This window comes from Catenulispora rubra, assembly GCF_015356825.1.
GTDB lineage: Bacteria > Actinomycetota > Actinomycetes > Streptomycetales > Catenulisporaceae > Catenulispora > Catenulispora rubra.
In genome coordinates, this window is the sequence record NZ_JAACYW010000339.1 from 1 (window position 1) to 11878 (window position 11878).

Sequence of the window (11878 nt, forward strand, 5' to 3'; positions counted from 1 at the left end):
CCGCGGGGCGGGTGCGGATCGGGATGCTCGGCGTGGCCGGGCGGCTCGATTCCGTTGACAGGCTCGTGGGGGAGCTTGCTGATGCCTGGGAGGGGCAGCGGCTTGCTCTACAGGTATTGCATCAGGGTTTGGAGAGAGTGCATACCGCTGAACGGGTGAGATTTCGGGGGGCCGTGGACGGTGGGGAGTTGCTGGGGGGTGAGGTGCGGATCCGGTGGCAGGAGTTGTTGGGTTCGGGGCGTGTCAGTGCCCTGTTCGAGGCGGAAGATGCCGGTAGGAGGCGCCGGAAGCGCAAGAGGGCTGAGGCGGACTGGAGCGCGCGCTTTCACAACCCGGCGGCGCATGACGCCACCACCGCCCCGCTGCGCGCCGCGCTCGTCGAGGCCGTGGCACGCGGGTACCGCGCCGCGTTGGAGCGGGCCGCGCGCAAGACCGTCGATCAGTGGGAGCTGACGCCGGGCGCCCCGGAGCCCGGTCCGGTCGACGACGCCACCCGGCGGGCCACCGATCCGGCGCGGGCCGCTGCGGAGTGGCTTGATCATCTGCCGACGCTCATCCTCGACCAGGGGCATTCGCGGCGGACCACGCGCACGATCGGGCCGGCGGGTGCGCATATCCGCAGTGCGGCGCTGGTGTTGGGGGTCGCGGCGCTGGCCGGGAACGAGACCGGGAACGGGGAAGGCGATCCCGCCGCGACCGCCGCGGTAGGGCTCCTGCGCACGATGTTCGGGCACGAAGACGCCGACCGACTCCTGACGACAGCGACGACCGCGCTGAAAGACGGCAACGCACGCCTGCTGGAACGCGCCTCCACGCCGCATCGAGCGCAACTGGCCGCCTACAACCTAGATCCGCTCCAGGCTCAGGCACTCGCCGAGGCCCGTGCGGCAGTGGCTCGGGCGCGGAACGAAGGAGACTGAGATGGATGCCGACGTCGAGGAGATGGATATCAGGGCGGGCAAGGCCGGAGGTGACTTCGGGAACGGCGGAGGCAGCCTTGGGAACGGCGAAGTCAGTATTGGGAACACTGAAGGCAATGTCAGGAACGTGGATGTTGGCGCCTGGCAGGAACCGGCGCCCGCTCCCCCGCATGTCCCGATGCCGGTGATCGGTGGCGGGTCGCGGGTGCTCACCGGGCGGCTGGGCAGGCTTGAAGCGCTTCTGAAGGAGACCGACCAGCGCCTGTCCGACTTCACCGCGCAGGAGGCGGACCGCATCCTGCGCCGCGTCCACGAGCGCATCGCCCTCTCCCCCGACCACGTCGTGACCGCCATCGCGGGGGCGACGGGCAGCGGCAAGTCGTCGCTCTTCAATGCACTGATTCGCTTCGAGCTCGCTCCGGTCGGCGCCATACGACCGACCACCACGACCGGTCTGGCCTGCATCTGGGACCCAGAGCACGCCGAGGCCGCAGCCGCGCTCCTCGACCGCATCGGCGTCGCGAGCAATAACAGGATCCTGCGAGGGTCGTTGCTGGACGGTGCGAGTCGCACAGCAGAACCCGAACTCACACCGCTGGTCCTGATAGATCTTCCTGACCACGACTCCGCCGTCCGAGCGCACCGCGACGAAACCGACAAGGCCACCGCCGCCGCCGACCTGCTCCTGTTCGTCACCGACCCGCAGAAGTACGCCGACGCCTCCTGGCACGAGCGCTACCTCCGCCACCTCGACCACCACCAGGAGACGCTGGTCGTCGTCCTCAACAAGAGCGACGAGCTGGCGCCGAACGACGCGCGTGCGTGCGCCGAAGACCTCAGAAGGATTCTCACTGAATCAGGGCTCACCGACGTGCCGGTGTTGTTGACGTCGACGCGGACCGGCGAGGGTCTCCAGCAGCTCAGAGAGCTGATAGTCACCCGCGTCCGCCGCAAGCAGGCCGCCCTCCTGCGCAGCGAGGCGGACGTCGACCGCGCCGCCACCCTCATCGCCGCCGAGCTCACGCCCCGGGACGGCCGCGTCCCGGAAAGCCTGTCGCCGCAAGCGAAATCCGCCACGCTCCTGGCCATCGGCGACAGCACCAGCATGCAGGCTTTGTCAGACCTCATCGACGCCACCTACCGCCGCCGCGCCTCGGCCGTCACCGGCTGGCCGGTCCGGCACGCCGTCATGACCCTGATATCCCGCGTCCGAGGCGGCGAGGCGGCCCGCTACACCCCCTGGGCCGGTGCGGTGGCCGGCGAGCCCGCACCGCCGCCGATCCAGCACGGGGACGTCGAGCACGCCGTCGCCGACGCCGTGGACCGCGTCGCCGAGGCCATGCCGCAGCCGTGGGCCAAGGAGATGCGCCGCATCGGGGATCGCTGCGTGAAGAGCCTGGCGGAGACGCTGGACGCCACGCTGTCCGGTACGGAGGTCGGGCCGCGGCTGGTCCCGCGCTGGTGGACCACCGTGCAGGTGCTGCACTGGATGTTGATGACCGCGGCGCTCGTGGGCGTCGGGGGCGCCATCGCCTACGCGGCGTCCGGCGGCGGCAAGGACTCAAGCCTGCCGGACACCGGTCCGGTGCCGTTCCCGTTGCTCGTGGCGGTCGTGGCCCTCGTCGCCGGGGCGTTGCTGGACCTGCTGTGCCGTCCGGCCGCCCGACGGGCCGCCGCGCGGCTGCGGGTGAAAGTGGCCGAACGCATGACGGAGCGGGTGCGGGGCGCGGCCGAACAACTGCTGTTCACCCCGCTCGTCGCGGAGCATGAACGGTATGTCAGAGCCTGGACCCTGACTCAGGGACTTGTCAGGAAGACTTGAGAAAAGAGCGTGCCCCTGCCCGGCGGGGGGCAGGGGCACCTCCATAGTAAGTACCCTTATTCAGGGAGAGAAGCCACACCCGGGGCCAGGAATCGGTGGCCGGTCACGATTTCCGACACCCCGGCACGGTCCAGGTACGGCGTGATGCCGCCGAGGTGGAACGGCCAGCCGGCGCCGAGCAGCATGCACAGGTCGATGTCCTGCGCCTCGCCGACCACGCCCTCGCTGAGCATCAGGTCGATCTCCTGCGCCATCGCCTTCAGCGCGCGGTCGCGGAGCTGCTCCTCGGTCGAGGGCGAGTCGCCGGGCTGGAACAGCTCCAGGATCTCCGGGTCGATGACCGGGACGCCGGTGTCCCACTGGTAAATCGCCTTCTTGCCGGCGGCGACCAGCTTCGCCAGGTTCGGCGAGACCTGGAAACGGTCCGGGAAGGCGGTGTGCAGGGTCTCGGCGACGTGCAGCGCGACGGCCGGGCCGACCAGCTCCAGGAGCACGAACGGCGACATCGGCAGGCCCAGGGGCTCCAGCGCGCGGTCCGCGACCTCGATCGGCGTGCCCTCGTCCACGGCCGCGGTGACCTCGCCCAGGAAGCGGGTCAGCAGCCGGTTCACGACGAACGCCGGGGCGTCCTTGACCAGCACGCAGGACTTCTTCAGGGTCTTGCCGACCGCGAAGGCGGTGGCCAGCGAGGCGTCGTCGGTCTGCTCGGCGCGCACGATCTCCAGCAGCGGCAGCACGGCCACCGGGTTGAAGAAGTGGAAGCCGACGACCCGCTCGGGGTGCCGGAGCTTGGAGGCCATCTCGGTGACCGACAGCGAGGAGGTGTTGGTGGCCAGCACGCAGTCCTCGCGGACCACGGCCTCGACCTCCGCGAACACCTGCTGCTTGACCGACATCTCCTCGAACACGGCCTCGATGACCAGGTCCGCGTCCGCGAACGCGTCCTTGGTCAGCGAGCCCGATACCAGAGCCTTGAGACGGTTCGCCTGGTCCTGGTTGAGGCGGCCCTTGAGCTGGAGCAGACCGATCTGCTCGTGCACGTAGCCGACGCCCTTGTCCACGCGCGCCTGGTCGATGTCGGTCATCACGACCGGCACCTGCAGCCGCTGCACGAACAGCAGCGCGAACTGCGAGGCCATCAGGCCCGCGCCGACCACGCCGACCTTGGTCACCGGCCGCGCCAGGTCCTTGCTCGGCGCGCCGAACGGCTTCTTCGCACGCTTCTGATTCAGGTTGAACGCGTACAGGCCGGCCCGCAGCTCGTTCGTCATGATCAGGTCGGCGAGCGCCTCGTCCTCCAGCGCGAAGCCCTCGTCGTTCGAGCCGGTGGCCATCTTCTCGATGATGTCCAGGGCGCGGTACGGGGCCGGGGCGGCGCCGTGCACCTTCGAATCAGCGACCTGACGTCCGCGGGCCACGGCGGCGGCGTAGTCCTCGGCCGTGAACTGCTTGCGCTCAATGGTGACCGAGCCGTTGATGACCTGCTCGGCCCACGCCAGCGACTCCTCCAGGAAGGCCACCGGCTCGAACATCACGTCGGCGATCCCGAGCTCGAAGGCCTTGGGGCCCTTGAGCATCCGGTTCTGCGACAGCGCGTTGTCGATGATGACGGTGACCGCGGCGTCCGGGCCGATCAGCTTCGGCAGCAGCGTGCAGCCGCCCCAGCCGGGGACCAGGCCGAGGAAGCACTCGGGGAAGGCCAGCGCCGGGACGCCGGAGGAGATGCTGCGGTAGGTGCAGGCCAGCGCGACCTCGACGCCGCCGCCCATGGCCGCGCCGTTGACGAACGCGAAGGAGGGCACCGGCAGCGCGGACAGGCGCTTGAAGGTGTCGTGGCCGGCCTTGGCGATGGCCAGGGCCTGGTCGCGGTTCTTCACGACCTCGACGCCCTTGAGGTCGGCGCCGACGGCGAAGATGAACGGCTTGCCGGTGACGCCGACGCCGACGATCTCGCCGTTCTTGGCCGCGGCCTCGACCGTGTCAATGGCCTGACCCAGCTGCACGAGGCCGCCGGGGCCGAACGTGTTCGGCTTGGTGTGGTCGAAGCCGTTGTCCAGGGTGATGAGGGCGAACTTGCCGGAGTGGCCGGGCAGGTCGAAGAACTGGACCGGGGCCTTGGTGACGACCTCGTCCGGGAAGAGCTCCGTGGCCAGAGCTGTCAGGTCCTGAGTCACTTCGACTCTCCGTTCCGCTGTGCCTGCTGGGTCGCTTCGCTCCAATGGGGGTTCTCCCAGATGACCGTTCCACCCATGCCGATGCCGACACACATCGAGGTGAGGCCGTAACGGACCTCGGGGTGCTCCTCGAAGTGCTGCGCCAGCTGGGTCATCAGCCGGACGCCGGAGGAGGCCAGCGGGTGGCCGATGGCGATGGCGCCGCCGAACGGGTTCACGCGCTCGTCGTCGTCGGCGATGCCGAAGTGGTCCAGGAACGCGACGACCTGCACCGCGAAGGCCTCGTTCAGCTCGAACAGGCCGATGTCCTCGATGGTCAGGCCGGCCTTGGCCAGCGCCTTCTCGGTGGCCGGGACCGGGCCGATGCCCATGACTTCCGGCTCGACGCCGACGTAGGCGTAGGACACCAGGCGCATGCGGACCGGCAGGCCCAGCTCCTCGGCCACGTCCTCGGCGGCCAGGAGGCACGCGGTGGCGCCGTCGTTCAGGCCGGCGGCGTTGCCCGCGGTGACGCGGCCGCGGACCCGGAAGGGGGTCTTCAGCGCGGCGAGGTCCTCGACGGTGGTGCCGGGGCGCGGCGGCTCGTCGGCGGTGACCAGGGCGTAGCCGTTCTCGGCGTGCCGGGCGGACATCGGGACCAGGACGTCCTGGAACTTGCCGGCGGCCAGGGCCTTGGCGTACTTCTCCTGGGACGCGGCGGCGAAGGCGTCGCAGCGCTCCTTGGTCAGCTCCGGGTAGCGGTCGTGCAGGTTCTCCGCGGTGGAGCCCATGACCAGCGCGGAGGGGTCGACGAGCTTCTCGGCGACGATCCGCGGGTTCGGGTCGACGCCCTCGCCCATCGGGTGCCGGCCCATGTGCTCGACGCCGCCGGCGACGACCACGTCGTAGGCGCCGAAGGCGATGCCGCCGGCGGTGGTGGTGACGGCGGTCATCGCACCGGCGCACATCCGGTCGATCGAGTAGCCGGGGACGGTCTTCGGCAGGCCCGCGAGCAGCCCCGCGACCCGCCCCAGGGTCAGGCCCTGGTCGCCGATCTGGGTGGTGGCGGCGATCGCCACGTCGTCCACGCGGTCGGCCGGGAGCTGCGGGTTGCGCTTCAGCAGCTCACGGATGCAGCGGATGACCAGGTCATCCGCCCTGGTCTCGGCATACACGCCCTTGGGGCCCGCCTTGCCGAACGGGGTACGGACGCCGTCGACGAAGACTACTTGTCGGACGGCCCTCTGGGTCTGAGGCACGTTGGCTCTCCTCCACGCGGAACGGTTCTGCGACCATGCTACTCACGAGTAACAAGGTTCGGCGAGCGCGGGGTGAGGTGAGTGCGGTCACGGGGCTGGACGGCGCCTCATGACGGACGACGAGCGCGGCCCGCTTGGATCGGGCCGCGCTCGTCCGTCGCAGGTGAGGCGCCTTGCCGGACATCAAGTGCCAGACGCTTCAGACCGCGACCGGCTCGCCGGACAGCTTCGCGGCCAGCTCCCGCGCTTTCGCGTCGGCGTCGGCCAGGGCGGCCGCGCGCGACGCCTCGGCCAGCGGGATCAGGTCGGCCATCGCCGGGACCGTCGGGGCCAGCGTGAGCTCGATGGTGATGAACTCGGGCGTGATGCCCAGGTGCGCGGAGAGGGCTCCGGCGAGGTAGTTCTTCACGAACTCCATGCCCTCACGCGGCGTGCCGGGCTCGTAGGAGCCGCCGCGGGAGGCCACGATCACGACCGGCTTCCCGGCCAGGGACTGCGTGCCCTCGCCGAGGGTGCGGCCGGCCAGGATGACGTGGTCGATCCAGGCCTTCAGCGACGAGGCGAGGCCGAAGTTGTACATCGGGGCGCCGATGAGGATCGCGTCGGCGTTCTCGGCCTCCTCGATCAGCGCCAGCCGGGCGGCGTGCGCGGCGGCCTGGGCCTCGTTGTGGGTGGCCGGGTCGGAGAACGCGGCGGAGACGGTCGTCACGTTCATGTGCGGCAGCGGCTCGGCGGCCAGGTCGCGGCGGACGATGGTGCCGTCCGGGTGCGCGTCGCGCCAGGCGTCGGCGAACGCGGCGGTGACGGTGCGGGAGGCGGAGGCCTCGCCCGGGAACAGAGACGCGTCGATGTGCAGCAAAGAAGCCACGGAATACTCCCTCAGCTCGATGGTTACCTTTTGTGCGTGGCATCATGATGAGTGATTATTGGATCGTCTACAAAAGGCACATCGAGGTGTGGCCAGGCACACGGATGTAACCGTCCTGGTCCGGCTGCGAGGAAGGAACGGGATCAGTGGAGAGGGCGGAGACGAGGTTGGACCCGCCGGCCGCGTGCCAGGAGGTCGGGCCGGAGGGCCGGTTCGTGCGCAGCGTGCTCGACCGCATCGGCGACAAGTGGGGCCTGATGATCATCGGCAACCTGAACCGCGGCCCCCTGCGGTTCAGCGCGCTGCAGATGGCGATCGGCGGGATCTCCCAGCGCATGCTGACGCTGAACCTGCGGCAGCTGGAGCGCGACGGGCTGATCTCGCGGACCGTCTACGCCGAGGTGCCGCCGCGCGTGGAGTACGAGCTCACGGAGATGGGGCACAGCTTGCTGGTGCCGGTGCTGGAGTTGGTGAACTGGGCCGCGGACAATGCTGAGCGGATTGAGAAGCATCGGGACGCTTATGACGCCGGGGCTGCTGCGGCGCGCTGATCAGGTCGCGCGCCGCGATGGGTCTGGACGTTCTAGCCGCCGCCCGCTGCGGACGCGCCCGCATCCGCATCCGCATCCGCAGCGAGAAAGGCATCCGCTGGGGCGGACGCCCTTCCACAACCGCAGCCTGACAACAGCCGGATCGACAATCGTTCTCGCCTCACGCCGCCAGCCGGGAGCACCGGTCAGATGAACCGGTGGCCGCCGTCGACGTGCAGGACCGTTCCGGTCAGCATCCAGACGCAGGCGCGTTACCTCGCCTCGGCCTCGGGCATCACATCTGCACGCAGTAGGTTGTGGTCCGAAAGGCTGCCGACGTCTTCGGTCTGTGCGCCGCTGGTACCACCGCCACGGACGATGATGTGGTCGATGGTCTGGGCCGGGATGCCCGCGCCGTAAGGCCGGGTGGGCGATGCATCCGGCGGGAGGACTGCGAGCGTGTATCCGGGGCCGAGGGCTGCTGACACTGTGGCGGAGTCGCAGTTGAAATCGCCGAGCAGGACGACCGGTTTTGTCGAGGCGGTCGTGAGCTCGGCCAAGCGAGCCAGCTGACCGGCCCGGCGTTGGCCGGAGCTCACGTGCGTGGCGACTACGAGCGTGTCGCCGGTCTGGACGGCCAGCAGCCCCTTGCCCGGATCGTCGTCGAAGGCTTCGGCGGCGACCTGGTGGGCCGGCCCGTTCACCACCAGGACCAGGTGCTCGCCGGGGTCCTCTAGCGAGGACGTTCCGTGGCGCGGTCTCGGGACGCGTGGGTAGCGCAGAGCGTGTGTCACACGGTCGGCGGGTAGGGCGTGAACCAGATCGTTGAGTTGGTCGCCGCTGACTTCCTGGAGGGCGATGACCTGCTCAGCGCGCTTCATCAGCCGTGCCGTGATCGCGGCGATCCGATCGGTTTCGTCCGGCCAGTGCCTCGGGCTGTCTTCGCCCCAGTTCTCGGCGTGGACGCGGTGCAGGATGTTCCAGGTCGCGACGGAAATCACGAGCCACCTTACTTCCACCAGGTCCAGCTCGGCACGCCGAAGACCCCGGCCGGAACACCGCCCGATCAGAGCAAGAAACTCACTCCTCCGGCCCAGAAGCCGCGCGCCCCGCCACCTCCCGCAGCACCTCGCCGATCGTGGGCGCCGTCAGCTGCACCTGCCACGGACGCGCGCCGGCGCCGGCCAAGAACGCCGCCACCTGCTCGTCGCTCGGGTCCGCCACCGGAGGGGCCCAGCACAGGCGGCGTAGGGAGTCCGGTGCCAGGAGGTTCTCCACGGGGAGTGTGTACTGCGCGGCCAGGGCGCCGACTGCCTCGCGGGCTGCTGTCAGGCGCTCCGCGGCTGCCGGGTCCTTGTCCGCCCAGGCGCGGACCGGGGGTGGGCCGTCGGAGGGGGCGGCGCCGGGCTTCGGGAGTTCGCCGTCCTTCAGTTGGCGGGCGCGGGTCAGGGCCTCGAAGTAGCGGGGCACGTCTCCTGAGCGCATCCGGCCGCTGAAGCCGGGGATGGTGCGCATCTGGGCCGCGGCGCCGGGGAGGGACAGGGCGGCGTCGATGATCGCCTGGTCCGGGAGGACGCGGGTCGGGGTCATGTCGCGGCGGCGGGCCAGTTCGTCGCGCGACTCCCAGAGGGCGCGGACCACCGCGAGTTGGCGGGGGCGGCGGACTTTGTGCAGGCCGGAGGTGCGGCGCCAGGGTTCGGCGCGGGGCTTCGGTGGCGGGGCGCTGGCGACGGCGTCGAACTCCTGGTGGGCCCAGTCCAGTTTGCCGGCCGCGCGCAGTTCGTCCTCGATGATGTCGCGGACTTCGACCAGGACTTCGACGTCGAGCGCCGCGTAGCGCAGCCAGGCCTCCGGGAGCGGCCGGGTGGACCAGTCGGAGGCCGAGTGGCCCTTCTCCAGTTCCAGCTTCAGCACTTCGGCGACCAGAGGGCCCAGGCCCACGCGCTCGTGGCCGCCGAGGCGGGCGCCGAGTTCGGTGTCGAACAAGCCGCCGGTGCCGTCCTCGCGGCGGGTCGGCGGGTGCATGCCGACCTCGGCCAGGCAGGCCAGGTCCTGGGAGGCGGCGTGCAGCACCCATTCGGCGCCGGCCAGCGCCGGGCCGTCGCCGGCCAGGGCCGACAGGTCCGGGCAGGCGATCGGGTCGATGAGGAACGTGCCGGCGCCCTGGCGGCGTATCTGGACCAGGTAGGCGCGCTGGCTGTACTTGTAGCCGCTGGCCCGCTCGGCGTCCACGGCGACCGGGCCGGTGCCGGCCGCCAGCGCCTCGACGGCGGCGGCCAGCGCCGGCGCCGTGTCGGTGACCGGCGGCAGGCCTTCACGCGGTTCCAGCAGCGGGACCAGGCCGAGCGGCGCTTCGGCGGCCTTCGGGGTCTGCTCTTGGCTCGCCGGTCCGCCCGGCGTACTGGAACTCGTCACGCCCTTACAGTAACGACCGCCGTCAGTGAATGGTCCCGCCGCGCAGTGCGACCGCGACCATGCCGGCCCGGTCGCCCGTGCCCAGCTTGCGGGCGATGCGCGCCAGGTGGCTCTTCACGGTCAGCGCCGAGAGCCCCATGGCCTGTCCGATGGCCTTGTTCGAGCGGCCGTCGGCGACCAGCCGCAGCACCTCGATCTCGCGCGCGGACAGGTCGCGGCAGCCGGCGTGCGCGGCCTGCGCGGCGCCGTTCGCCCCGGCCAGGGCGGCCGCTCCCGGCGGCAGGCCGCCGGTCGGGCGGACCCGGTTGGCGCTGGCGGCGTGCACGCCGGTCAGCCCCGGACGCCCGGCGGTGACCGGGCGCGCCCCGGTGATGACGAAGCCGCGGACGCCCGAGGCCAGGGCGGCACGGACCGCCCCGGCGTCGTCGGCCGCGGACACGGCCAGACCGCCGGCCCAGCCGGCCGCGCGCATCTCGGCCAACAGTTGCAGGCCGGACCCGTCCGGCAGGTGGATGTCCACGACGGCCAGATCGCGGGTGGCGGACATCCGGCTGCGTGCCTCGGCGGCGGTCTGCGCCTCGAGGACGTCGCGGACGCCCAGCGCCCACAGGTGCCGGGTCACCGACTGGCGCACGCGCGGGTCGGCCACGACGACCATCGCGGTCAGGCGCGCCGGCCGGTATGCGATCAGGTTGGCGGTGTTGTCGACGAGTACCGACACCGAACCTCCTCCTGGGGGTGCTGCGAGCTTGTGCTCAGGCGCCGCGTCCGCCGGTAGCGGATCGGTCCATTCAGGTCATCGGCAGATCAAGCAGGCACCTTTAGGGCTAATGCCCGCAAGTTCACAGAACGGGACGGTGTCGGGCATATGATTATCGGAAAATGCGCCCTGAGCTGCGCAGACGCGACCTGGGGCGAGCAGATTCGAACAGAGGTGACCCAGCGCGAGGGCCAGTAACCCAGAGTGATCAGGCCGGTCCGCAAGCGTCGGACGTGCAGTTCCGCGACCGATGGGGCGGAACGGGCCGAAGGGGTCCGGAGCTGGTCCGTCCGGTGGAACCGGCTGGGCCGATCAGGTGAGCGCCACGTAACACAATGAGGCTGGAGCGGCCGGCGATCAGGAAGTACCGGGAGAACAGGGAGTAGCGCGAGTAGCTGAAGGAGCCGGAGCAGCCCGAGTAGCCGGAGAAGTAGCCGAAGCAGCCGGAGTGGCCGAACTCAGCGCCGGGACCCGGCCGGCGGCAGGTTCGCCACGCCCTCGTACTCCGGCGGCAGGCCCGCGCACATCATCATCAGAGTGCACCAGGCCTGAAGATGCGCGGCGAAGTCGATGCCGTCGGGGCCGGGCACCGGGGTCCAGGAGGCCCGGATCTCCACCGCGGTGGTCGCCGGGCGGCCGGACAGGCCGCCGAAGCCGCGCGAGGACGACCGGGAGACCGTGCCGCTCTCGGCGACGTAGGGGGCGTCGTGCTCGGCCAGCGCGTCCGTCAGCCAGGACCAGGCGACCTCGGCCAGCAGCGGGTCCTCGGCGATCTCCGCCTCCAGGTCCGCCTCGACCAGCACCACGACCCGCCACGCGCCGCGCCACTCCTCGTGCCCGCCGGGGCGGTGCAGCAGCACCAGGCGGCCGGTGGCCAGGTCCTCCTCGCCGGCGACCACGCCGCCGCCGACGGCGTGCGTGAACGGGGCCAGGTTCACCGGGGCCGGCAGCTCGTCGAGCTCGATCGCGGCCGGTGGGGACGCCGCCGACAGGGCGGCGACGGCCTCCGCGAACTCCCGCGGGTCGCCCGCGCGGCTGGGTGCCATGGGTGAAGCGTACGCCGCCCCGGCTCGGGGCCGACGGGAGGCGCGCTGGCACAGGACGCACGGGACGCACGGGACGGACCCATCCCCTGCTCCCCCGCTCCCCTG

The 11878-nt window shown here is 71.1% G+C and carries 10 protein-coding genes; 3 read left to right on the forward strand and 7 right to left on the reverse strand.

Features of this window, described 5'->3' with window-relative positions:
- Nucleotides 1-920: hypothetical protein (locus GWK61_RS47420; RefSeq protein ID WP_228564129.1), on the forward strand; the 920-nt coding region annotated here is incomplete at its 5' end.
- A 1-nt stretch (nt 921) separates the two neighbouring features.
- On the forward strand, nt 922-2742 hold the full coding sequence (locus GWK61_RS47425) for a GTPase (protein ID WP_194919753.1): 1821 nt from the start codon (nt 922-924) through the stop codon (nt 2740-2742).
- 56 nt (nt 2743-2798) lie between these two features.
- On the opposite strand, the gene GWK61_RS47430 is transcribed toward GWK61_RS47425, so the two are convergent.
- The 3 genes from GWK61_RS47430 to GWK61_RS47440 all read right to left on the reverse strand — a co-directional run bounded on the left by GWK61_RS47430 (nt 2799) and on the right by GWK61_RS47440 (nt 7022).
- Nucleotides 2799-4916 (reverse strand): 3-hydroxyacyl-CoA dehydrogenase NAD-binding domain-containing protein, encoded by a 2118-nt coding sequence (locus GWK61_RS47430; protein ID WP_194919755.1) that lies wholly within the window; start codon nt 4914-4916, stop codon nt 2799-2801.
- The gene (locus tag GWK61_RS47435) at nt 4913-6154 is read right to left on the reverse strand and encodes a thiolase family protein (RefSeq protein ID WP_194919758.1); all 1242 of its coding nucleotides are present in this window, start codon (nt 6152-6154) and stop codon (nt 4913-4915) included. Before GWK61_RS47435 ends, GWK61_RS47430 begins: the two co-directional genes overlap by 4 nt.
- Before the next feature lie 199 nt (nt 6155-6353).
- Nucleotides 6354-7022 carry an FMN-dependent NADH-azoreductase gene (locus tag GWK61_RS47440; RefSeq protein WP_194919760.1) on the reverse strand — a complete coding sequence of 223 codons (669 nt, stop codon included), beginning with the start codon at nt 7020-7022 and terminating at the stop codon, nt 6354-6356.
- A 146-nt stretch (nt 7023-7168) separates the two neighbouring features.
- Between GWK61_RS47440 and GWK61_RS47445 the strand changes: the two genes are divergently transcribed.
- On the forward strand, nt 7169-7573 hold the full coding sequence (locus GWK61_RS47445) for a winged helix-turn-helix transcriptional regulator (RefSeq protein WP_194919762.1): 405 nt from the start codon (nt 7169-7171) through the stop codon (nt 7571-7573).
- Between the two features lie 251 nt (nt 7574-7824).
- Here the strand turns inward: GWK61_RS47445 and GWK61_RS47450 are convergent, their stop codons facing one another.
- The 4 genes from GWK61_RS47450 to GWK61_RS47465 all read right to left on the reverse strand — a co-directional run bounded on the left by GWK61_RS47450 (nt 7825) and on the right by GWK61_RS47465 (nt 11773).
- Nucleotides 7825-8553, reverse strand: a complete 729-nt coding sequence (locus GWK61_RS47450; RefSeq protein WP_194919764.1) for an endonuclease/exonuclease/phosphatase family protein — start codon at nt 8551-8553, stop codon at nt 7825-7827.
- Nucleotides 8554-8632: 79 nt separating this feature from the next.
- Nucleotides 8633-9967 (reverse strand): HRDC domain-containing protein, encoded by a 1335-nt coding sequence (locus GWK61_RS47455; protein WP_194919767.1) that lies wholly within the window; start codon nt 9965-9967, stop codon nt 8633-8635.
- Nucleotides 9968-9989: 22 nt separating this feature from the next.
- Nucleotides 9990-10688, reverse strand: a complete 699-nt coding sequence (locus tag GWK61_RS47460; protein WP_194919769.1) for a LuxR C-terminal-related transcriptional regulator — start codon at nt 10686-10688, stop codon at nt 9990-9992.
- 497 nt (nt 10689-11185) lie between these two features.
- Entirely contained in the window at nt 11186-11773 is a 588-nt protein-coding gene (locus GWK61_RS47465) for a DUF3000 domain-containing protein (RefSeq protein ID WP_194919771.1), read from the reverse strand.
- Nucleotides 11774-11878: the final 105 nt, after the last annotated feature.

Coding starts and splice junctions, on each gene's coding strand:
- GWK61_RS47425 (WP_194919753.1), top strand. CDS start 922: ATGGATGCCGACGTCGAGGAGATGGATATCAGGGCGGGCAAGGCCGGA.
- GWK61_RS47465 (WP_194919771.1), bottom strand. CDS start 11,773: ATGGCACCCAGCCGCGCGGGCGACCCGCGGGAGTTCGCGGAGGCCGTC.